Origin of the sequence: Microbacterium sp. SORGH_AS_0454 (genome assembly GCF_031453395.1) — a bacterium.
GTDB lineage: Bacteria > Actinomycetota > Actinomycetes > Actinomycetales > Microbacteriaceae > Microbacterium.
This window is the reverse complement of sequence record NZ_JAVIYS010000001.1, coordinates 927,082-949,108: the sequence shown is the minus strand read 5'-3', so window position 1 is coordinate 949,108 and position 22,027 is coordinate 927,082. Positions and strand designations below refer to the sequence as shown.

Below are 22,027 nucleotides of genomic sequence, written 5' to 3'. Positions count from 1 at the left end.
ATACGATGTGGTCAGACCACACGAAAGAGAGATCCCCCATGGTTCAGCGTCAGCTGCCGAAGGTCGGCGAGCTCCTCGAGCTCATGCAGTTCAAGAAGCCCGAGCTCGACGCGCGAAAGCGCCGTCTCGACGCGGCGCTGACGATCGCGGACCTGCGCGCGATCGCCCAGCGTCGCACCCCCAAGGCCGCTTTCGACTACACCGACGGTGCGGCCGAGGGTGAGCTGTCGCTCGACCGCGCGCGGCGCGCCTTCGAGGACGTGGAGTTCCACCCCGACATCCTCCGCCCCGCCGCCGACGTCGACACCTCGTGCGAGATCCTCGGCGGTCCCTCTGCGCTCCCGTTCGGTATCGCGCCCACCGGCTTCACGCGTCTGATGCAGACCGAGGGTGAGACGGCGGGAGCCTCCGCGGCGGCCGCCGCCGGCATCCCGTTCACGCTCTCGACCCTGGGGACGACCTCGATCGAGGACGTCAAGGCGGCCAACCCCGTCGGCCGCAACTGGTTCCAGCTCTACGTCATGAAAGACCGCAGCATCTCGTACGGCCTCGTCGAGCGAGCCGCCGCGGCGGGCTTCGACACCCTGCAGTTCACCGTCGACACCCCCATCGCCGGCGCCCGTCTGCGCGACAAGCGCAACGGCTTCTCGATCCCGCCGCAGCTGACCGTCGGCACCATCGTCAACGCGATCCCGCGGCCCTGGTGGTGGATCGACTTCCTCACCACGCCCAAGCTCGAGTTCGCATCGCTCAGCACGACCGGGGGCACCGTCGGCGAGCTGCTGAACGCGGCGATGGACCCCACGATCAGCTACGACGACCTCGACGTCATCCGCGGGATGTGGCCCGGGAAACTCGTGGTCAAGGGCGTGCAGAACGTCCAGGATGCCGCGCGCCTGGTCGACCTCGGCGTCGACGGCATCGTGCTGTCGAACCACGGCGGGCGCCAGCTCGACCGCGCCCCCATCCCCTTCCACCTGTTGCCGCAGGTCGTGCGCGAGGTGGGCAAGGACGCGACGATCATGGTCGACACCGGCATCATGAACGGGGCCGACATCGTGGCATCCGTCGCTCTGGGGGCGAAGTTCACCCTCATCGGCCGGGCCTACCTCTACGGCCTCATGGCGGGCGGGCGCCAGGGCGTCGACCGCACGATCGCGATCCTGCGCAGCGAGATCGAGCGCACGATGACCCTGCTCGGGGTCTCGTCCCTCGCCGAGCTCGAGCCGCGTCACGTCACCCAGCTGACGCGGCTGGTGCCGGTAGCCGACCAGGTGGTCGACGCGCGGGTGTGACGCCGGGGGCGCGACCTCGATGATTCGCGCATCCTCCGGCGGTTCGGCATGGATGCGGCTGAGGTTGGGCGGATCGCTGAGGGTGTGCCGGTGTCGTGGCCGGGGTCGAGCCGCGCGGAGCTCCGCGATTCTCGCATCCTCTGGTCGTTCGGGGCGAGTTCGGCTGAGGTTGGGCGGATCGCTGAGGGTGCGCCGGCGTCGCGGCCGGGGTCGAGATGCGCGAGTCTCCGCGGTTCGCTGAGGGTGCGCTGGCGTCGCGGCCGGGGTCGAGATGCGCGAGTCTCCGCGATTCGCACATCTTCTGGTCGTTGGGGGCGAGTTCGGCTGAGGTTGGGCGGATCGCTGAGGGTGTGCCGGTGTCGTGGCCGGGGTCGAGCCGCGCGGAGCTCCGCGATTCGCGCATCCTCTGGTCGTTGGGGGCGAGTTCGGCTGAGGATGTGCGGATCGCTGAGGGTGCGCTGGCGTCGCGGCCGGGGTCGAGATGCGTGAGTCTCCCCGGTTCGCTGAGGGTGCGGTGGCGTCGCGGCCGGGGTCGAGATGCGCGAGTCTCCGCGGTTCGCTGAGGGTGCGGTGGCGTCGCGGCCGGGGTCGAGCCGCGCGAGTCTCCGCGATTCGCACATCTTCTGGTCGTTCGGGGCGAGTTCGACTGAGGATGTGCGGATCACGGAGGCCGTGCGCGCCGCGTGCGGGCGGCGTCCGATCACCGACAGAACGGCCGGCCGAACCCGAGCAGCACGCCTCCCACGGGCACGCTCTCACCCGACTCGGCCGACCACCGTTCGCCCACGTTCGTGCGCACGGTGACCCGGTCGGTGCGCAACAGCGAGTACGAACCGTCGTCCGGCACGCGGGCGGCCCGGAACCGCGGGGGGATGTCGGCGATCACGACGCGTCCGTCGACCAGCAGGTCGAAGCTGCGGGGTTCCCACCCGTCGTAGGTCCAGGTCACCACCGCTCCGCCGTCGTTGTAGCAGCCGAGCGTTTCCGGACCGGCGACGCGGCCCGCGGTGACGGTTCCGGATGCCGCGGACTCGTCGCTGAACGACGCGGAGGCCGGGGTGCTCACGGACACCCCCGCTGTCGCGACGGCGACCGCGAAACCGAAGCCGCGTCGGAACAGGCGAGACCTGGTGGGTGGCGCGCGCAGAGCTCGACGGGTCGGAGGGGTGTCCTCGGGCGGCGGGGACGGGTCGTCGGGATCGTCGTCGACCCCGCGGCGCAACGCGACCGCGAGGCAGAGGGTGAATGCCGCCACGACGCCCGCGAGCGGGAGGACCTCGCCGGTGCGCAACCACACGATCGGCATGCCGATCCCGGGCACCCGCAGCACCCCGACGCCGAGGACGGCATCGGGGTGCAGCGGGGTCGAGTCGGCGTCGGGGTTGGCGTCGCCCTTCGTGACGAGGTCGCCGTCGGCGCCGAGCTCGGCGATGCGGTGCAGACGCAACCGGTCGGCCCAGTCGGGGTCTGTCGCCAGCACAACACGACCGGGAAGGAGGGCCTCCCGCGGAACGGGTCGTGACACGACGATGTCGCCCACCTCGATCGCCGGCGTCATCGACGCCGTCATCACGGTGGTCGGCAGCCACCCCAGGGCGACGGGTGCCGCCGCCCAGAACGCCAGCGCCAGTACCAGCGCCACGACCGCTCGCGCCGCCGCCACCCCCGCGATGGGAATGATGCGACCAGAGCGCACGGACTCAGCTGTTCTGGGCTTCCCAGACGAACGAGGCCGAGGCGTTTCCGCCCTGCACGGCGTTGGGTGCGTCGTCGGCGAGCTTCCACGTGATGCGGAAGGTGCGCGTCTCGCTCCCGCCCCCGGTCGGGCTCCACGCGGTGACCCCCGAGCCGTACGACGAGAACGTTCCGGTGAAGCCGGAGAGACGGCCATCGAACACCGTGCGCTGCGAGGCGAAACCGTCGCAGGTGCCGGAGCCTCCGCCCGTGCCCTGCTCCACGCGCAAGACGAGGTGATCGGCCAGGCCCGCGGTTCCCGAGACATCCGCGGCGTAGAGGCGAACCTGCGAGGCGAGGGTGCCGGTCGAGGTGACCGCGATGCAGTTCGTCCCCCCATCTCCCGGCTTGGCGTTGCCGGCGGTGAACAGTGCGCGGCCCGCGTCGTCGTCGTCGAGCTGGACGGTCCCCGCCCGCCAGCTGTTCTGCCCGTTGGAGGTGGTGTCGGAGAAGGCGGCGTACGAACTCGTCGACACCAGCAGGCCCGCCGCGACGAATGCCGCGGGAAGGGCGATCGCGGTGGCGATGCGAGAGGAACGGCGTGTGAATTTCGGCATGATGAATCTCCCCACAAGATCAGTAAGCGAATTAGACACCGGCACGATAAAGGAGCCGCCGCGTGGTGAACCCGCGAGCCCACGGGCTTGACAGGCCCCACGGGGATATGGCATCCATTCTTCTGAATGGACTACTCGGTTCGCACGTCGCCGTCGTCGCGCCGCCGCGCACCCGCGCCGAGCGTGACGGTCGAGGCGAGCCCCAGGGTCAGGAAGGCGGCCGCGGCGAAGGCCGCCGCTCGGGTTCCGTCGCTGAACGCCGCGCGGGCGTTGATCGCGAGATCCTGCGTCTCCGGTGAGGCGCCCAGGCCCGCGATCGCGGCGCCGGCGCTGTCGACCACCTCCGAAACCACCTGGTCGCGCTGGGCCGCGGGGATCCCTCGCTCGTCGAGGGTGGATGCCAGCACCCCCGCCGTGGTCGAGAAGAGCACCGTGCCGAGGATCGCGACACCGAGCGCTGCCCCCAGCTGGCGCGAGGTCGACTGCGTACCCGAGGCCTGTCCGCTCGCCGAGGGAGGGACGTCGGCCAGGACGACGCCCGTGAGCTGTGCCGTGGCCAGGCCCACACCGAGTCCGTAGACGAAGAGGAAGGGCACGAGCGGCCCCCAGCCGGCATCCGGTCCGATGGTGAAGGCAACGCCCGCGACGCCCACGATCTCGGCGAGAAGCCCTCCGCGCACCACCCAGACGGGCGCGATCCTGCCACTGAGAGCACCCGCGAACCCGCTCGCCACGAACGAGCCGACGGCCAAGGACAGCAGGAGCAGGCCGGTCTGCAGTGCATCGAAGCCGACGACGAACTGCAGCCAGAGGGGCAGCGCCAGGATGATGCCGAACTCTCCCAGAGACACGACGGCCGCGGCGATGTTGCCGTTGCGGAAGGACGTGATCCGGAACAGGTCGAAGGCCAGCAGGGTCGAGAGTCCCCGACGCTGGCGCCGCAGGCCCCACGCGATGAAGGCGACCAGAGAGATCAGGGCCACCGCGAAGGCGATCGGGATGGGGGAGAGCGAGAGTGGCCAGGTCCAGCTGCCCACCGAGGGCGTCTGATCGAGCGTCCACCACCCGTACGTGCGGCCCTCGATGAGTCCGAAGACGAGCGGGGCCATCGTGAGCACCGAGAGCAGGGCGCCGACGCCGTCGATGCGCTGGGCCTTCTCGCTTCGGGATTCCGCGACGGTCAGGGCGACGCCGATCACGATGACGACGCCGAGGGGGATGTTGATGCCGAAGGCCCACCGCCAGGAGAACGACGTGGTCAGCCACCCGCCCAGGAGGGGGCCCACCGCGGCCATGCCGCCGATGGTCGAGCCCCACACCGCGAAGGCGATGCCGCGCTCGCGCCCGCGGAAGGTGGCGTTGATGATCGACAGGGTCGTGGGCAGGATCATCGCGCCGCCCACGCCCTGGATCAGTCGCGAGAGGATCAGCAGGCCGCCGGTGGGCGCGAGGGATGCGGCGATCGATGCCCCCGCGAAGATCACGACGCCGAGCAGCATCAGCCGCCGTCGCCCGAAGCGATCGGCGAGGCTGCCGAACACGAGCAGGAACGAGGCGAAGACGAGGGTGTAGGCCTCTTGGACCCATTGCACCTCGGTCGAGGAGATCTTCAGCTCGTCGACGATCGAGGCACGGCGACGTTGACGATCGTCGAGTCGACGATGATCAGCGACACGGCGATGCTGATGAAGACGAGCCCCGCCCAGCGGCGCCCTGCCTGTGTGTGGTTCATGTAGCTAGCTTATCTAGCTATACCGAGGAGCGGGAGGGCTTGCGCGAGCGGCGACGATCGCCCCCGCGGCGGGGTGGCGGGCCGGCGGGGCCACGTGGCGGCGGGGCGGCGGCGCGCTGGGGCGAGGGCCTCAGCCGCCGTGGCGTGGACGCGGCGTCGCACGCGGCGAACGCTCGCCCGGCGGAAGCGGAATCGGCGTCGTGCCGGCGACCTCGTCGCTGAAGTCCTCGGGCTCGGCCGCGACGGTCGCGATGGGCCGCGTCTCGTCGAGCGTGAGGCGGAAGCGCTTGGTCTCGTGTCGGTGCAGACGGCCCGACATCGCGGTCCAGGTCGCGCCGATGGCGCACGCGACGACCGCCACGATCGCCGCCAGCGCGATGGCCACGCGAGGACCGAACTGCGCCGCGACCGCGCCGACGATCGGGGCGCCCACGGGGGTGCCCCCGAGGAGGATCGCCATGTACAGCGCCAGCACGCGGCCACGCAGGAGGGGGTCGGTCGTGGTCTGCACGTAGCCGTTCGCGGTGGTCAGGGTCGTGACGACGCAGAAGCCGGTCAGCACGAGCGTGGCCGCGTAGGCGCCGTAGCTGGGTGCGAAGACCGAGAGGGCGGATGCCACGGCGAAGCCGCCGGAACCGACGATCACCACCCGCATCCGGGCGCGCTCTCGTCGTGCGGCGAGGAGGGCGCCGGCGAGGGAGCCGATCGCGACGAAGGAGCTCAGGAGGCCGAAGCCGTCGGCGCCGCGACCGAACTCGAGGGCCATCGTCGAGGCGAAGATCGGGAAGTTCATACCGAAGGCGCCGAGGAGGAACACCATCACGAAGATGACCACGAGGTCGGGTCGCCGTGCGACGTAGCGGAAGCCGTCGGCCAGGCGAGCGGGACCGCCGCGGCGGTGACGGGCGACGAGCTCGTGCGGGCGCATGAGCAAGAGGGCGCCGAGCATCGCCAGGAAGGTGAACGCATTGACGAGGAAGACCCAGCCGGTGCCGACGAGCACGATCATGATGCCGGCGGCGGCGGGACCGATGAGGCGGGCCATGTTGAACGACGCCGCATTGAGGGCGACGGCGTTCGAGGCGTTCTCCTGTGAGACCAGGTCGGAGACGAAGGCCTGCCGCGCCGGGTTGTCGAAGGCCGTGACGACACCCAGGGCCAGTGCGAAGCAGAACATCAACGGCAGGGTCATCGCCCCGCTCAGCAGCAGGATCCCGAGTGACACCGCCAGCAGCAGAAGAGCGCTCTGCGTGCACATGATGAGCTTGCGGCGGTCGAACCGGTCGGCGACCCACCCGGTGACGCTCACCAGGAGCAGCGGGGGAGCGAACTGCAGGGCCATGGTGATGCCCATGGCGGCGGCGTCGTTGTCCGTGAGCTGTGTCAGCACGACCCAGTTCTGGGCCGTGGACTGCATCCATGCGCCGACGTTCGAGACGAGGGCTCCGATGAACCAGACGCGGTAGTTGAAGATCGACAGCGACCGGAACATCGATGTGCTCATCTGTCGGCCACCTTCCTCATGATCGTCGTGGCGCGGGCCAGCGCCTGTCTTTCTTCGGGGGAGAGCTCGGCGAGAGCCTCTTCGACGAAGGCGTCTCGTCGCCGGACCGTCTCATCGACGATGCGGCGGCCGAGATCGGTCAGGTCGATGCTCACGCGGCGTCGGTCGACCTCATCGGGAATGCGGGTCAGATATCCCGCGTCCTCCAGCAGCGACACCGTGCGGTTCATCGACGGGGCGGTGACGCGCTCGCGGTCGGCCAGCTGGCCGAGCGTGTGCGCCCCGTGCACCGTCAACGCGGCGAGGACGGCGAACTGCCCGTCGCTCATGGTGTCGACGGCCCGCTGCGCCCGAAGGCGCCGGGCGAGCCGGAACGTGGCCATGCGCAGCTCGGACGCCGCTGCGCTGTGGTCAGAACTCAAGTCGGGAAGGGGGGATTCGTCGACGCGATCATTCATGTTCCTAGAAGTCAGATTATCTCATTAGCTTTGCTAAAGGAACGGGCGGACCCCGTTCTCCCCGCGTCCGCCGCCCTAGACTCCCCCCATGCCCGAGTTCGTCGACGCCTATGGCATCTCGATCGTCTACGACGTCTACGAAGCGGCCGAGCCCCGGGCGGTGGTGCAGCTGCTGCACGGTGTGGGGGAGCACGCGGGGCGCTACGGCGCCCTGATCGAGGCGCTCGTCGACGCGGGCTACACGGTCTATGCCGACGATCACCGCGGTCACGGGCGCACGGGGCTGCGGCAATGGAGCGGTGACCGCCGCAAGCTCGGACGCCTCGGGCCCGGCGGACTCGGAGCCGCCCGCGACGCGGTGTGGACCCTCACGCAGCGCATCCGCGCGGAGCACCCCGACCTGCCTCTCGTGCTGCTCGGACACTCGTGGGGTTCGTTCCTCGCGCAGATGCTGCTGGATCGGCATCCCGAGGCCTTCGATGCCGTGGTGATGACCGGCTCGGCCCTGCGGGTCCCCGGTTCGCTCAACGCGGGGGATCTGAACGCCCCGTGGAAGCACCTGCGGGGCTCGGGCATGCAGTGGCTGTCGAGCGATGAGCAGGTGGGTCGAGACTTCGTCGCCGACCCGCTCACGACCTCCACGCCGCTCGCGCGGCTCTTCGGTCCCCTCGAGACGGCGAAGCTCCTCGGGCGGCCGCGACGCGGCCTCGAACGCGACGTGCCCCTGCTGCTCATGGTCGGTCGCGACGACACCGTCGGCGGGCCGCGCAGCGTGCACAGACTGGCGGACGCCTACACGCGTCGCTCCGGACTGACGGATGTCACGACCCTCGTGTACCCGGGTGCCCGTCACGAGATCTTCGCCGAGCGGTGCCAGGCCGAGGTGCGGGCGGATCTGCTGGCGTGGCTCGACGAGCGGATGCCGCGGCGCCGCTGACCCGAGCGGCGTGTGCCGCTTCTCGATGCGCGGGCGTGAGGTCTGCGTGCAACCGCTACGCGGGGCGGAAGAGCATCCGGCGTCGAGCCGGCTTCGGATATTGCGCCCCTATCTGACAACTTTTGGTTGCCTTTCTGCAAAAGCCTCACTACTGTCGAACAGACCAGGACACCTCGACGACGAGTCCCCCCGACCACCCCCGGGCCGCCCTCCATCCCCCACCGGAGCGCCCCACCCTCACAGCTCCCACCCGCGGAGTCGCGCCGTCGCGCGTGCCCGGCAATCGACGTCCCTCAATGAAGAACGGACCCTCACGTGAACACTTCGGACACCCGACACACCGCCGACGTCGGCGCCTGGTTCATCGGCGCACGAGGCTCGCTCGCCACGACGGCGACCCTCGGCATCCACGCCCTCGCCGCGGGGGTCGCAACCCCCGTGGGCCTCACGACCGAGACCGACGCGGTGCGCGTCGACGAGTTCCCCGCGATCGCTGACATCGTCGTCGGCGGCCACGACATCTCGACCACCCCGCTCGAGGAGCGGGCGCGCCAGCTCGCCGCGGGCGGCATGTTCCCCGCGGCCCTCGTCGACGCGGTCGCCGAACGCCTGCGCGAGACCGATCGGAACCTCCGCACCGTCCCCGCGATGACCGCGACCCAGCAGGAGGAGATCGACTTGCTGGCGGCCGACATCGTCGACTTCCGCGAGCGGTACGACCTGCGCGAGGTCGTCGTCATCGACGTCTCGTCCACCGAGCCCCTGCCGCCCTACCACCCGGGATTCGAAGACGACGAGCTGCTGCAGGCCGCCCTCACGACGCCGGGCGTGCGGGTGCTGCCGCCCAGCTCGCGCGCCGCCCTCGCCGCGATCGCGGCCGGAGCCGCGTACGCGGCCTTCACTCCCTCGGCATCGCTCAACCTTCCCGTCCTGCGCGACCGCGCCGAACGGGCGGGCATCGCCTACGCGGGTCAGGACGGCAAGACCGGAGAGACGCTGCTGCGCACCGTGCTGGCCCCGATGTTCACGGCCCGCGGGTTCCGCGTGCAGTCCTGGGCCGGCACGAACCTGCTCGGCGGAGGCGACGGGGCGACCCTGGCCGACCCCGAGGCGGTGCGCTCCAAGCTCGTGTCGAAGAACCGCGGTCTGCACGCCCTCGTCGGCGACGACGTCGTGACCCCCCTGCACATCGACAACGTGCCCGACCTCGGCGACGTCAAGACGGCGTGGGACCACGTCAGCGCAACAGGCTTCCTCGGCAGCCGCGTGACGCTGCAGACCACCTGGAGCGCGTACGACTCGGCTCTGGCGGCGCCCCTGGTCATCGACCTCGTCCGCGCCCTCTCGCTCGCGACCCGCGCCGGTCATGCCGGTGTCGTCACCGCCCTCGGCTGTTTCTTCAAGGACCCGTGGGGCAGCGACGTCCACGGTTTCGGCGAGCAGACCGCCCACTTCGTCTCGTGGGTGCACGAGACCGCCGCCGCCGTCGCGGCAGCTCGGGTCGCCGCACCGTGACCCGGGTCGCGGACTACCTCGACCTCGTCCGCGCCCCCGCCTCGCTCACCGTCCTCGGCGATGCCCTCGTCGGTGCGCTGAGCGCGCGCGGGCCGGGCGCGGACCGACCCCTGCGCGTCGGTGCCCTCGCGGTCTCGTCGGTCTGCCTGTACAGCGCCGGCATGGCGGTGAACGACTGGGCGGATGCCGATCTCGACGCGCGCGAACGCCCGGAACGCCCCATCCCCTCGGGGCGGATCAGCCGTGGCCGCGCCCTCGCGGTCGGCGTGTGCCTCACCGCCCTGGGGGTCGGCTCGGCGTTCGCCGCGGGTCGCGCCTCGGGCCTGGTCTCGGTCGCATTGGCCGGCGCGCTGTGGGCGTACGACACCGTGTTCAAGCCCACCGCGGCAGGCCCGGTGGTCATGGCCGCGTGCCGGGGGCTCGACGTGATGATGGGCGCGGCGGGCCCGGGGTGGCGCTCGGCGCTGGTCCCCGCGGGCGCGGTCGCCGCGCACACCGTCGCCGTCACCGCGGTCTCGCGGGGCGAGGTCGACGGGTCGACCGTGATCACCGGTCGCGCCGCCGCGGCCGCGAGCGTTGTCGTCGCGGCATCCGGTCTGCTCGGTGGGGGAAACCACCCCGCCACCGTGCTCGGGGGAGCGCGCTACCTCGCCGCGGTCCTCCCCGGGCAGCTGACGGTCGCCCGTCGTCCCGGAGCCGCCGAGGCGCGAGACGCCACCCGCTCCGGCATCCGCGCGGTCGTCCCCCTGCAGTCGGCCCTCGCCGCCCGTGCGGGTTCGCCGCCGGCGACCGCCGCCCTGCTGGGCGTCGAGACTCTCGGCCGCTGGCTCGGCCGCCGCCGATCGAGGGGAGACATCACATGAGCTGGACCTGGGGTTACGGCACCAACGGCTTCACCGACCACCCGCTGCCCGCCGCCCTCGACGTGCTGCAGCACCACGGCTACGGCGCGGTCGCGCTGACCCTCGGCCACCCGCACCTCGACCCCTTCGCCGCCGATTGGCGCGCGCAGACCGAGGCGCTCGCCGCAGACCTGCGCCGCCGCGGCCTGCGCGTGGTGGTCGAGACGGGAGCCCGCTACCTGCTCGACCCGCTGCGCAAGCACCGCCCGACCCTCGTCGACCGTGAGGCCGGGCCGCGCCTGGCGTTCCTGCGCCGTGCCGTCGAGATCGCCGCGATCCTGGGCGCCGACTGCGTGTCGATCTGGAGCGGAGTCGTGCCCGACGACGTCTCGGTCGATCAGGCGCGCGTCCTGCTCGAGGAGCGTCTTCTCGAGCTCGCCGCGTTCGCCGCCGACTCCGGCGTCGCCCTCGCCCTCGAGCCCGAGCCCGGCATGCTCATCGAGACCGTGGCCGACGCCCTCGCGCTCCGCGCCCGCCTCGGCCACCCCGAGAACCTGGGCCTCACCGTCGATCTCGGCCACTGCGTGGTCGTCGAGCCCGAGGGAGTGGTCGGCGCCCTGCGCGCGGCGGGCGCCCTGCTGCGCAACGTGCAGGCCGACGACATGCTGCCCGCGGCGCACGAGCACCTGCCCTTCGGCGAGGGGGAGCTCGACCTGGATGCCGCCCTCTCGGCGCTGCGCGAGATCGACTACACCGGGGTGGTCGCGGTCGAGCTGCCGCGGCACGCGCACGCAGCGCCCGAGCTGGCCCGCGCGAGCATGGCCGCGTTGGTGGCGGCGGCGGAGCGCACGACGTCCGCGGGGCCCGCGGGAGGAGGAGAACCCGCAGGGGGAGGACCCGGCACCCCCGTGGCATCCTCCGTTCCCGGGTCGAGCGCCCCCGCGACCCCGGTACCGCACCCCTGGACCACCCGCGCGGTCGAGCAGGTGCGGACGGATGCCACTCGTGCGCCGCGCCTGTTCGCCTCGGCGGGCCGCGAGGTGGGGCGCGCTCCCTCCTCCGCCGAGCCCTTCGCGCCGAGCGCCGACGACGCCGCCCGCGCGGCCATCGTCGCGGCCCTGGCCGACAGCGGGGCCGACCCCGCCGTGGTGCTCGCGCTGTACCGCCGCGGCGACGACGCCGAGCGCCGGGGCGTGCTGCGAGGGCTCGACGCGATCGAGGCACCCCCGGCCCCCTGGCGCGAGGCCGGTCTCGAGCTGGTCGTCGACGCCCTGCGCGCCAACGACACGCGGCTGGTCGCGGCCGCTCTCGGACGCTTCGCCGCCGAGCACCTCGACGACCACGCGTGGCGTCACGGCGTGCTGAAGTGCGTGTTCCTCGGCATCCCCCTCTCCGTCGTCTCGGGCCTCGGCGCCCGCGCCGACGACGAGCTCGCCGCGATGGCCGAGCGCTTCGCCACCGAGCGCCGCGCCGCGGGCCGGCCCGTGCCCGACGACCTCTCTCTCCTCCGTGCTCGCGAAAGGGCCTGACATGCGGCATCTTCGACCCCCACATCCACATGTCGGCGCGCACCACCGACGACTACGAGGCCATGTATGAGGCGGGCGTGCGCGCGCTGGTCGAACCGGCGTTCTGGCTGGGCCAGCCGCGCACGAGCGTGGGGTCGTTCCTCGACTACTTCGACGCCCTGATCGGGTGGGAGAGGTTCCGCGCCGCGCAGTTCGGCATCCGCCACCACTGCACGATCGCGTTGAACCCGAAAGAGGCGAACGACGCGCGCTGCCGCGAGGTGATGGCCGAGCTGCCGACCTACCTCGCCAAGGACGGGGTCGTGGCGGTGGGAGAGACCGGGTACGACTCGATGACCCCCGAGGAGGACGAGATCCTCCGCCAGCACCTCGCCCTCGGCATCGAGTTCGAGCTCCCCGTTCTCGTCCACACCCCGCACCGCGACAAGACCGTGGGCACGCAGCGCACGCTGGACGTGGTCGCCGAGTCCGGCATCCCGATGCAGCACGTGCTCGTCGATCACCTCAACGAGACCTGCGTCGACGCGGTCGCCGACAGCGGCGCCTGGATGGGTTTCTCCATCTATCCCGACACGAAGATGGACGAGCAACGCGTGGTCGCGATCATGCAGCGCATCGGCCTCGACCGCGTCATCGTCAACTCCGCGGCGGACTGGGGCCGCTCAGACCCGCTCAAGACCGCCAAGACGGGCCTGGCGATGCTCGACGCCGGTTTCAGCGACGACGACGTCGACCGGATCCTGTGGCGCAACCCCCGCGACTTCTACGCGCAGAGCGGCCGCGTGAGCACCGATCCGATCGAGGGCTTCGCCCCCGCGAGCCAGGGCCCCGATCTGTTCGAGGGCAACTCGGTGCTGCGCGGCACGGCGTCGCGCCCGGGGGTGTGAGAGTGGAGCTGTCGTACTGCACCAACGTCCACCCCGCCGAAGACCTCGACGGCATCGTCCGCCAGCTCGACGAGCACGCGGGCCCGATCCGGCGGGCGGCGGGTCTCGACCGCCTCGGCGTCGGACTGTGGATGCCGGTGGAGGTGGCGTCCGTCCTCTCCGGCGATCCGCAGGCACGGGCGGTTCTCGCCGACGCCCTCGAGCGCAACGGTCTGGAGCTGCGGACCGTGAACGCCTTCCCGTACCGCGGTTTCCACGATGATGTCGTCAAGCTCGCGGTCTACCGCCCCGACTGGACCACGCCCGAGCGGCTGCGGTACACGCTGGACTGCGCGCGCGCCCTCGCGGCCCTGCTCCCCGACGGGGGCGAGGGGAGCATCTCGACGCTCCCGCTCGGGTGGAGAGCAGGGTGGGATGCCGCGGCCGACCGCGCCGCGGATGACAACCTGGAGCGGCTGGTCGAGGGCCTCGCCGCCCTCGAACGCGAGACCGGCCGCACCGTGCGCGTCGCGATCGAGCCCGAGCCCGGCTGCATCCTCGACGACGTCGCCGACGTGATCGCGTGGCTCGACGCGCGCCCGCACCTCACGCACGAGGGGCGCCTCGGGCTGTGCCTCGACACCTGCCACCTCGCCGTCTCGTTCGCCGACCCCGCCGGAGCGGTCGCCGCGGCCACCGCCGCCGGCATCCGGATCGTCAAGGTGCAGGCCTCGGTCGCCCTCGAGGTGCCTGACCCCGCCGACCCGCGCACGATCGAGGCGTTGCGGCCCTTCGCCGAGGAGCGCTACGTGCACCAGGTGCGCGAGGCCGGGGGCACGCGACGGGCCGACGACCTGCCCGAGGTGCTCGATGCCGCCGAGCCGTGGCCGACCGACCGCCCCTGGCGTGTGCACGTCCACATCCCCCTGCACGCCCGGCCCGCAGGGCCGCTGCGCGCCACGACCGAGGTGCTGCTCGCCGCGATCGACGCTGTCCTCGAGGCCCCCGGCGGCGGTGACGCCCACCTCGACGTCGAGACCTACACCTGGTCGGTGCTGCCCCGCGAACTGCAGCCCGAAACGCTCGTCAGCGGGATCGCGGCCGAACTGCGCTGGGCGCACACGCATCTTCCCCGCGCTCTCGCCGGGGTCCCGGCATCCGCGATCGACGAAAGGATCCGCGCGTGAGCAAGGTTCTGCTGCTGGACATCGTGGGGCTGACCCCGCGCGCGCTCTCGGCGATGCCCCGGCTCTCCGCCCTGGGCCGCTCCGGCGGGCACCTGGGACTCGACACGATCCTCCCGGCCGTCACGTGCAGTGTGCAATCGACGATGCTCACCGGCACGATGCCCCGCGAGCACGGGATCGTGGGCAACGGCTGGTACTTCCGCGGTCTCGGCGACCCCCTGCTCTGGCGCCAGCACAACAGGCTCGTCGCGGGCGAGAAGGTGTGGGAGACCGCCCGCCGCTCGCGCCCCGAGCTGAGGACCGCGAACCTCGGCTGGTGGTTCGCGATGGGAGCGACGACCGACATCACCGTGACGCCGCGCCCGATCTACCACGCCGACGGGCGGAAGAGCCCCGACGCCTACGTGCGACCGGCCACCCTGCACGACCAGCTCGTCGGGGCGCTGGGGGAGTTCCCGCTGTTCCAGTACTGGGGTCCGACCGCGACCATCCGGAGCAGCGCGTGGCTGGCCGAAGCGACCCGGGGCGTGATCACCGAGCGGTGGGGCCCGGCGCCCGACCTGGCGATGGCGTACCTGCCGCACCTCGACTACGACCTGCAGCGCTTCGGACCGAACGGCCCCCAGGCCGACCACGCGGCCCGCGAGCTCGACGACGCGATCACCCCGTTGCTCGACGACGCGGCCGACCGCGGGTACACGATCGTCGCGGTGTCGGAGTACGGCATCGAGCAGGCATCCCGTCCGGTCGACATCAACCGTGCCCTCCGCCGCGGGGGCCTGCTCGAGGTCTACGTGCAGGACGGCCGCGAACAGCTCGACCCGTGGACCTCGCGCGCCTTCGCCGTCGCCGACCACCAGGTGGCCCACGTCTACGTTCCGGATGCCGCCGACCTCCCTCGCGTCACGGCGCTGCTGCGCGGGCTCGAGGGCGTCGACGAGGTGCTCGACCGCGACGCGCAGGCGCGGTACGGCCTGGATCACGAGCGCTCCGGCGAACTGGTCGTGGTGGCCGAGCCCGGGGCGTGGTTCACCTACTACTTCTGGCTCGACGACGAGCGTGCGCCCGAGTACGCGCGGGGCGTCGACATCCACCGCAAGCCGGGCTACGACCCCGCCGAGCTGTTCTTCGACCCCGCCGACCGGCTCGCGAAGGCCAAAGCCGGGGCGAACCTGGTGAAGAAGAAACTGGGCCTGCGCTACGCCATGAGCACGGTGCCGCTCGACCCGTCGTGCGTGCGCGGAACGCACGGGCGCCTGTCGTCGTCGCGGCGCGACGGGCCGATGCTCGTCACGAGCGACGCCGGCCTGCTGCCCGACGCCGAGTCGCTGCCCGCCGCGGGCGTGCGCGACCTCGTGCTGCGCGGCCTCGGCGTCTGACACGGGGGCGGCGTCGGACGCAGGCTCGGCGTCTGGCACGGGCGTTGCCTGCGCCGCGGGCGGTGCGTCTCGCGCAGGGTGCGCCGCGGGCGGTGCGTCGAGAACAGGGGATGCGCCGAGAACAGGCCGTTCTGAGCGGTTGTGGCCTGTTCTGGTGGCATCCCCCTGTTCTGGTGACGCGCGACCCGGCCGCCCCCGCCCTCGATGAAGGTCACGGCCCGCACATGCGGAGGGGCCGGATGCCATGGCATCCGGCCCCTCGTTTCGCTTCCGACCGATCCCCCCGGATCAGCGCTGGCTGAACGCCGCGTCGAACGCCGCCCCCGACGGCTCGTACGACGACAGCTTCCGCACGAAGCCGAGCGCCTCGGGCGCTCCGACCAGGCGGTCCATGCCCGCGTCCTCCCACTCGACCGACAGCGGACCGTCGTAGCCGATCGCGTTCAGCATGCGGAACGCGTCTTCCCAGGGCACGTCGCCGTGGCCGGTCGAGATGAAGTCCCAGCCGCGGCGCGGGTCGGCCCACGGCAGATGCGACGACAGTCGGCCGTTGCGGCCGTTGCCCAGTCGCTTCTTGGTGTCCTTGCAGTGCACGTGGAAGATCTTGTCCTGGAAGTCCCACAGGAACGCGACCGGGTCGATGTCCTGCCACACCATGTGCGAGGGGTCCCAGTTCAGCCCGAACGCCGCGCGGTGGCCGATGGCTTCGAGCGCGCGCTTCGTCGTCCAGTAGTCGTAGGCGATCTCCGAGGGGTGTACCTCGTGGGCGAAGCGCACGCCGACCTCGTCGAACACGTCGAGGATCGGATTCCAGCGGTCCGCGAAGTCCTGGTAACCGGCATCCACCATCTCCTCGGTGGCGGGCGGGAACATCGCGACGTACTTCCAGATGCTCGATCCCGTGAAGCCCGTGACCGTCTTCACGCCCAGCTTCGCGGCGAGGCGCGCGGTGTTCTTCAGCTCTTGTGCGGCACGCTGGCGCACGCCCTCGGGGTCGCCGTCGCCCCACACCCGGTCGGACACGATGTCGCGGTGTCGCTGATCGATGGGATCGTCGCAGACGACCTGCCCCTTTGAGGTGGTTCGAGATGGTCCAGACCTTCAGCCCGTTGCGTTCGAGGATGTCGAGCCTGCCCTGCACGTAGGCCTCGTCGTCCCAGCGCCAGGGGTCGAGGTGGTCTCCCCAGCAGGCGATCTCGAGGCCGTCGTAGCCCCACTCTCCGGCGAGGCGGGCCACCTCCTCGAAGGGCAGGTCGGCCCACTGGCCGGTGAAGAGCGTGATCGGTCGCGTCATCGCGTCGTCCTTTCGTCGGTGCGGGTACGGGATCGGGTTCAGGATGCCGCGAAGGCGCGGTCTGCGGCAGGGGCGGCGGCGAGATCGGCGTCGACCCCGGTCCACACGCCCTCGCCCTCGGAGCTGCGCGCGACGGCGTCGAGCACCTCCTGCACGTGCAGGCCGTCCGCGAAGGACGGGGTGGGTGCGGTGCCCGCGGCGACCGCCTCGACGAAGTCCTTCGCCTGGTGCGAGAACCCGTGCTCGTAGCCGAGCATGTGGCCGGTCGGCCACCACGCGGCGACGTAGGGGTGCTCGGGCTCGGTCACGAGGATCCGGCGGAAGCCCTGTTCGGCGGCGGAGGCCGTCGCGTCGTAGAACTGCAGTTCGTTGGGGCTCTCGAGGTCGAACGACAGCGAGCCGAGGGAGCCGGAGATCTCGATGCGCAGAGCGTTCTTGCGACCCAGGCGGAAGCGCGAGGCCTCGAACGAGGCGAGGGCGCCGCTCTCGAGACGGCCGGTGAACAGAGCGAGATCGTCGACGGTGACGGCTCCGCGCTCGGTGCCGGCGGAACCGGAGAGCCCGGACGCGGAAGCGAGGACGGGACGCTGGGCGACGATCGTCTCGAGGATGCCGGCGACGCGGACCACGCGCTGCCCGGTCATGAACTCGGTGAGGTCGACGGCGTGAGCTCCGATGTCGCCGAGGGCGCCGGAGCCGGCGCGGTCCTTCTGCAGGCGCCACGTGAGCGGGGCCTCGGCGTCGCTCAGCCAGTCCTGCAGGTACTCGGCGCGCACCTGGCGGATGTCGCCGAGACGGCCGGCGGTGATGAGATCGCGGGCGAAGGTCGTGGCGGGCAGGCGTCGGTAGGTGAAGCCGACCATCGATCGGATGCCGCTGGCGGAGGCGGCCGCGGCGGCCTCGGCCATTCGGCGGGCTTCGTCGACGGTGTTGGCGAGGGGCTTCTCGCACAGCACGTGCTTGCCGGCGGCGAGGGCGGCGATGGCGATCTCGGCGTGCGAGTCGCCGGGGGTCACGATGTCGACGACGTCGATGTCGGAGCGGTGGATGACCTCGCGCCAATCGGTCGCACTCTCTCGCCATCCCCAGGTGTCGGCGGCCGTTTCCGTGCGGGCGGCGTCGCGCCCGACGAGCACGCTCATCTCGGGGGCGAGGGGGAGGTCGAAGAAACGAGGGGCGACGCGCCATCCCTGGGAATGCGCGGCGCCCATGAATCCCGCACCGATCATGGCGATGCGAAGGGGCTGGGTCACGATGACGTCTTTCTGTGGGGGGACGAGGGACGGGGCGCCCGCGACGAACGCGGGCGCCCCGGACCGGGTCAGGACTGGAACGAGAGGTCGATGAAGGACGCGACGTTGTCCTTCGTCACCACGGGGGCGTCCAGCACGATGCGGTTGGGAACGCTGGGGGTGATGAGGTCTCCCGCGGTCTTGCCCTGGGCGATCAGGCGTGCCAGCGCGATGCCGTCGGCGGCCTGCGTCGACGGGTAGATCACCGTCGCCTTGAGGACGCTGTCGTCGGCCTGGATGGACTCCATGGCGTTGCGGCTGCCCGCACCGCCGACCATGATGAACTCGTCGCGACCGGCCGCCGTGACGGCGGCGAGCACGCCGATGCCCTGGTCGTCGTCGTGGTTCCAGATGGCGTCGATCTTGGGGTTGGCCGACAGCAGCTGCGAGGTCGAGGCCTCGCCGCCCTGCACGGTGAAGTCCGCGGCGACGCGGGGGCCGACCTTCAGGCCGCAGTCCGACAGGGCGTCGGCGAAGCCCGCCGAGCGGTCCTGCGTGAGCGGTAGCGAGTCGATGCCCGCGATCTCGCCCACGATGGCGTTGCTGTTGCCCTCGAGCTGCGAGCAGATGTAGGTGCCGGCGCTGACGCCCATGCCGTAGTTGTCGCCGAGGATCGTCGAACGGGCGGCGAAGGGGCTCGAGAACTCGCGGTCGACGTTGATGACGGGGATGCCCGCGTTCATCGCCTTGATCGCGACCTCGGTCAGGGCGGCGCCGTCGCTGGGCAGCAGCACGATGGCATCCACGCCGTCGTTGATGAAGGTCTCGACGGCGGCGATCTGCGCGTTGACGTCGTTGGTGCCCTCGGCGACCTTCAGGTCGACGTCGGGGAAGCTCTCGGCGGCGGCGAGTGCGCCGGAGTTGATGGCGCCGAGCCAACCGTGGTCGGCGGCGGGGCCGGAGAAGCCGATGGTGACGGTGTCACCGGCGGCGGCGTTCTCCTCGGTCGTGGTGCCCTGGCCGACGATGTCCTCGTTGTCGCCGCCCGAACCGGTGCAACCGGCGAGCAGGCCGACCGAGGCGATGACGGCGATGCCGGTCAGGACGAGTCGCGAACGCGACTTCCACTGTGAGCGCATGTTTCCTCCTTGAAATGTGATGCAGCTGGGGTCATCGCGGCCCCGGGTCACTCCGGAAAGAGGGGTCCACTCTGACGCGGCTCACGCTAGCAGAAGTGTCGTCCTGGCGAGCATCTTTTGTTTTTTGATCCGCATAAGTACCACTGGCGAGCCGTTGTGCCCGAAGAGCGCTCGCGTGCGCGCGGGAGGCGGCCGCCTGCTTTCGGTCGGAACACGGGTCGCGCGACGATGAGGCGGCGTGTTATGTTCGCCGCGTGATCAAAGTTGACCATCAGTCGTCATTACTCACCGTCCGAGGCGTGACCAAGTCCTTCGCCGGCGTCCGCGCCCTGCGCGGTGTCGATCTCGACATCGTCGCCGGAGAGGTGCACTGCGTGCTGGGCCAGAACGGCGCGGGCAAGTCGACTCTCATCAAGACGCTCGCGGGCGTTCACCGCCCCGACGAGGGTGAGATCGTCTGGCTCGGCGAGAACGTCGAGATCGCCGATCCCGACGCGGCCATCGAGCTCGGGATCGCCACGATGTACCAGGAGCTCGACGTCGTCGACGGCCTGACGATCGCCGAGAACATCTTCCTCGGGCACGAGCTCGCGCGCGGCGGTTTCACCCAGCGCGCCGAGGCGGCCCGTCAGACGAAAGAGCTCCTTCGCCGACTCGGCCACGCCAACCTCTCGCCGAACACCGAGGTCGGCTCGCTCAGCGCCGCGAACAAGCAGATCGTGAGCATGGCGCGCGCCCTGTCGCACGACATCAAGCTGATCATCATGGACGAGCCCTCCGCCGTGCTCGACACCGAAGAGGTCAAGAACCTCTTCGCGGTCGTGCGGGAGCTCACCGCGGCGGGCATCGCCGTCGTCTACATCACGCACCGGCTCGAGGAGATCCGCGAGATCGGCGACCGCATCACCGTTCTGAAGGACGGCCGTACGACCGCGGTCGGCCTCTCCGCCGCCGACACCCCGAAGGCCGAACTCATCCGGCTCATGACCGGGCGCGAGGTCGCGAACGTCTTCCCGGAGCGGGTGCCCGTGGCATCCGATGCACCCGTCGTGCTCGACGTGCAGGGACTCGGACTCGACGGGGTCTTCTCCGACGTGTCGTTCTCGGTGCGCGCCGGCGAGGTCGTGGGGTTGGCGGGACTCGTCGGATCGGGCCGGTCGGAGATCCTCGAGACCGTCTACGGAGCCCGCCGCTCGAGCGCCGGCTCGGTCCGCGTGCGCGAGAAGGTGCTGCCGCGCGGGTCCGTCCGCGCCGCCGTCGGGGCGGGCATCGGGCTGTCTCCCGAGGAGCGCAAGAGCCAGGGGCTCGTGCTCGACGAGCCGATCTTCGTCAACATCGCCCTCGCCTCGATGAAACGCTTCGCCAAGGGCGGGTTCCTCGACGACCGCGCGGCGCGCAAGGTCGCGCGCGAGCAGATCGACGCCTTCGAGCTGCGCCCCGCCGATCCCGATCGGCCCGCCCGAACCCTCTCGGGCGGCAACCAGCAGAAGATCCTGCTCGCCCGCTGGCTCGTGCACGGCACCGAGGTGCTGCTGCTCGATGAACCCACCCGCGGCGTCGACGTCGGCGCTCGCGCCGAGATCTACGCCCTCATCCGCGATCTCGCCGCCGCCGGCAACGCCGTCGTCGTCGTCTCGAGCGAGATCGAAGAGGTGCTCGGCCTCGCCGATGTCGTCCTCGTCGTCGCCGACGGCCGGATTCTGCGCACCCTCCCCTCCCACCAGATCGACGAGCACGGTGTGCTCGATCTCGTCATGAAAGGATCCGCCGCGTGAGCGAGCCGACCACCCCGACCCGTGCACGCACGGTCCCCACAGAGGCCGGGGCCGTCGCGGCCCCGGCTCCCGCGCCGGCCTGGCGCCGCTTCCTCTCCGGTTCGGCCGGTCGAAACATCGGCCTCGTCGTCGCCCTGCTCGTGATCGTCGTCGTCGGCGCGATCACCGCCCCCGGTTCGTTCACGAGCGTCGACAACCTGCTCGTCATCCTCCGCCAGGCCTCGATCATCGGCGTGATCAGCATCGGCATGACCCTCGTGATCATCGCCGGCGGCATCGACCTGTCGGTCGGCTCGGTCATGGGCCTGGCCTCGGTCGTGGCCACCCTCGCCGCCGTGCAGGATCTCGCCGACAACCTGCACTGGAGCGTCATGGTCGTCATCGCTCTCGCGGTGGGCGTGGGCGCGGGCCTGATCAACGGCATCGTCATCGCCTACGGCAACGTCGTGGCCTTCATGGCCACCCTCGCCATGCTCGTGGGCGCTCGGGGCCTCGCCGAGATCCTCGCCGAGCGTCGCACGCTCGTCGTGCAGGACCGCGGCTTCATCACCTTCATGAACGCCGACATCCTCGGCGTCGACATCCTCATCTGGATCTTCGCGATCGTCGCGGCCCTGGGCTGGGTGCTGCTCAACCGCACCACGTTCGGTCGACGCACGGTCGCCGTCGGCGGCAACCGCGAGGCCGCGCGCCTCGCCGGCATCGACGTGCGCCGCCACACGATGTGGCTCTACGCCATCACGGGGTTGTGCGCCGGCATCGCGGCCGTTATGATCCTCGGCCGCACCACGGCCGGCACGTCGACGCACGGTCAGCTCTACGAATTGGATGCCATCGCGGCGGTCGTCGTGGGCGGCACGCTGCTCGTCGGCGGCCGGGGCACGATCACCGGTACGGTGTTCGGCGTCCTCATCTTCGCGACGCTGTCCAACGTGTTCATCCAGAACAATCTCTCGTCTTCCGTCCAGGCGGTGGCGAAAGGTGTCATCATCGTGGTCGCGGTGCTCCTGCAGCAGCGCTTCTCCCGCCCGCCGGGGCGGGGCTGACGACCC

At 71.2% G+C, this 22,027-nt stretch carries 16 protein-coding genes and 2 pseudogenes; 10 read left to right on the top strand and 8 right to left on the bottom strand.

Features of this window, described 5'->3' with window-relative positions; all coding sequences use genetic code 11:
• Window positions 1-38: 38 nt before the first annotated feature.
• Entirely contained in the window at window positions 39-1,295 is a 1,257-nt protein-coding gene (locus QE454_RS04355; RefSeq protein WP_307457738.1) for an alpha-hydroxy acid oxidase, read from the top strand.
• A 700-nt stretch (window positions 1,296-1,995) separates the two neighbouring features.
• On the opposite strand, the gene QE454_RS04350 is transcribed toward QE454_RS04355, so the two are convergent.
• The 5 genes and pseudogenes from QE454_RS04350 to QE454_RS04330 all read right to left on the bottom strand — a co-directional run bounded on the left by QE454_RS04350 (window position 1,996) and on the right by QE454_RS04330 (window position 7,280).
• On the bottom strand, window positions 1,996-2,991 hold the full coding sequence (locus tag QE454_RS04350; protein WP_307457741.1) for a hypothetical protein: 996 nt from the start codon (window positions 2,989-2,991) through the stop codon (window positions 1,996-1,998).
• 4 nt (window positions 2,992-2,995) lie between these two features.
• Window positions 2,996-3,586, bottom strand: a complete 591-nt coding sequence (locus QE454_RS04345) for a hypothetical protein (RefSeq protein WP_307457743.1) — start codon at window positions 3,584-3,586, stop codon at window positions 2,996-2,998.
• A gap of 131 nt (window positions 3,587-3,717) precedes the next feature.
• Window positions 3,718-5,318: pseudogene (locus QE454_RS04340) on the bottom strand (DHA2 family efflux MFS transporter permease subunit).
• Window positions 5,319-5,448: 130 nt separating this feature from the next.
• Window positions 5,449-6,822 (bottom strand): MFS transporter, encoded by a 1,374-nt coding sequence (locus QE454_RS04335; protein WP_307457746.1) that lies wholly within the window; start codon window positions 6,820-6,822, stop codon window positions 5,449-5,451.
• The gene (locus tag QE454_RS04330; protein ID WP_210076118.1) at window positions 6,819-7,280 is read right to left on the bottom strand and encodes a MarR family winged helix-turn-helix transcriptional regulator; all 462 of its coding nucleotides are present in this window, start codon (window positions 7,278-7,280) and stop codon (window positions 6,819-6,821) included. Before QE454_RS04330 ends, QE454_RS04335 begins: the two co-directional genes overlap by 4 nt.
• Window positions 7,281-7,368: 88 nt before the next feature.
• Here QE454_RS04330 and QE454_RS04325 point away from each other — a divergent pair, with 88 nt between their 5' ends.
• The 7 genes from QE454_RS04325 (at window position 7,369) to QE454_RS04295 (ending at window position 15,535) form a co-directional block, all read left to right on the top strand.
• A complete protein-coding gene (locus QE454_RS04325) occupies window positions 7,369-8,217 on the top strand; it encodes an alpha/beta fold hydrolase (protein WP_307457748.1) in 849 nt (282 codons plus the stop codon).
• 315 nt (window positions 8,218-8,532) lie between these two features.
• Window positions 8,533-9,732 carry an inositol-3-phosphate synthase gene (locus tag QE454_RS04320; RefSeq protein WP_307457750.1) on the top strand — a complete coding sequence of 400 codons (1,200 nt, stop codon included), beginning with the start codon at window positions 8,533-8,535 and terminating at the stop codon, window positions 9,730-9,732.
• Window positions 9,729-10,595, top strand: a complete 867-nt coding sequence (locus QE454_RS04315) for an SCO3242 family prenyltransferase (protein WP_307457752.1) — start codon at window positions 9,729-9,731, stop codon at window positions 10,593-10,595. Before QE454_RS04320 ends, QE454_RS04315 begins: the two co-directional genes overlap by 4 nt.
• Entirely contained in the window at window positions 10,592-12,103 is a 1,512-nt protein-coding gene (locus QE454_RS04310; RefSeq protein WP_307457756.1) for an EboA domain-containing protein, read from the top strand. Before QE454_RS04315 ends, QE454_RS04310 begins: the two co-directional genes overlap by 4 nt.
• The gene (locus tag QE454_RS04305) at window positions 12,100-12,990 is read left to right on the top strand and encodes a TatD family hydrolase (RefSeq protein WP_309668785.1); all 891 of its coding nucleotides are present in this window, start codon (window positions 12,100-12,102) and stop codon (window positions 12,988-12,990) included. Before QE454_RS04310 ends, QE454_RS04305 begins: the two co-directional genes overlap by 4 nt.
• 2 nt (window positions 12,991-12,992) lie before the next feature.
• The gene (eboE, locus tag QE454_RS04300; protein ID WP_307457763.1) at window positions 12,993-14,156 is read left to right on the top strand and encodes a metabolite traffic protein EboE; all 1,164 of its coding nucleotides are present in this window, start codon (window positions 12,993-12,995) and stop codon (window positions 14,154-14,156) included.
• Complete coding sequence (locus QE454_RS04295; RefSeq protein WP_307457766.1) at window positions 14,153-15,535, top strand: nucleotide pyrophosphatase/phosphodiesterase family protein; 1,383 nt, start codon at window positions 14,153-14,155, stop codon at window positions 15,533-15,535. The genes eboE and QE454_RS04295 overlap by 4 nt, the downstream gene beginning before the upstream one ends.
• Before the next feature lie 288 nt (window positions 15,536-15,823).
• Here the strand turns inward: QE454_RS04295 and QE454_RS04290 are convergent.
• From QE454_RS04290 to QE454_RS04280, 3 genes and pseudogenes are all read right to left on the bottom strand, one after another.
• A pseudogene (locus QE454_RS04290) lies at window positions 15,824-16,829 on the bottom strand (sugar phosphate isomerase/epimerase family protein).
• Between the two features lie 38 nt (window positions 16,830-16,867).
• Window positions 16,868-18,058 carry a Gfo/Idh/MocA family protein gene (locus QE454_RS04285; protein WP_307461164.1) on the bottom strand — a complete coding sequence of 397 codons (1,191 nt, stop codon included), beginning with the start codon at window positions 18,056-18,058 and terminating at the stop codon, window positions 16,868-16,870.
• Window positions 18,059-18,150: 92 nt separating this feature from the next.
• Entirely contained in the window at window positions 18,151-19,200 is a 1,050-nt protein-coding gene (locus QE454_RS04280) for a substrate-binding domain-containing protein (RefSeq protein WP_210076134.1), read from the bottom strand.
• A gap of 299 nt (window positions 19,201-19,499) precedes the next feature.
• On the opposite strand from QE454_RS04280, the gene QE454_RS04275 reads away from it, so the two are divergent.
• A complete protein-coding gene (locus tag QE454_RS04275; protein ID WP_210076136.1) occupies window positions 19,500-20,975 on the top strand; it encodes a sugar ABC transporter ATP-binding protein in 1,476 nt (491 codons plus the stop codon).
• The gene (locus QE454_RS04270; protein ID WP_307457772.1) at window positions 20,972-22,021 is read left to right on the top strand and encodes an ABC transporter permease; all 1,050 of its coding nucleotides are present in this window, start codon (window positions 20,972-20,974) and stop codon (window positions 22,019-22,021) included. The genes QE454_RS04275 and QE454_RS04270 overlap by 4 nt, the downstream gene beginning before the upstream one ends.
• Window positions 22,022-22,027: the final 6 nt, after the last annotated feature.

Bases quoted from the DNA above. Each gene is read 5' to 3' on its own strand.
- QE454_RS04345 (WP_307457743.1), bottom strand. From the start codon at position 3,586: ATGCCGAAATTCACACGCCGTTCCTCTCGCATCGCCACCGCGATCGCC.
- QE454_RS04280 (WP_210076134.1), bottom strand. From the start codon at position 19,200: ATGCGCTCACAGTGGAAGTCGCGTTCGCGACTCGTCCTGACCGGCATC.
- QE454_RS04285 (WP_307461164.1), bottom strand. From the start codon at position 18,058: ATGATCGGTGCGGGATTCATGGGCGCCGCGCATTCCCAGGGATGGCGC.
- QE454_RS04335 (WP_307457746.1), bottom strand. From the start codon at position 6,822: ATGAGCACATCGATGTTCCGGTCGCTGTCGATCTTCAACTACCGCGTC.
- QE454_RS04325 (WP_307457748.1), top strand. From the start codon at position 7,369: ATGCCCGAGTTCGTCGACGCCTATGGCATCTCGATCGTCTACGACGTC.
- QE454_RS04355 (WP_307457738.1), top strand. From the start codon at position 39: ATGGTTCAGCGTCAGCTGCCGAAGGTCGGCGAGCTCCTCGAGCTCATG.
- QE454_RS04310 (WP_307457756.1), top strand. From the start codon at position 10,592: ATGAGCTGGACCTGGGGTTACGGCACCAACGGCTTCACCGACCACCCG.
- QE454_RS04330 (WP_210076118.1), bottom strand. From the start codon at position 7,280: ATGAATGATCGCGTCGACGAATCCCCCCTTCCCGACTTGAGTTCTGAC.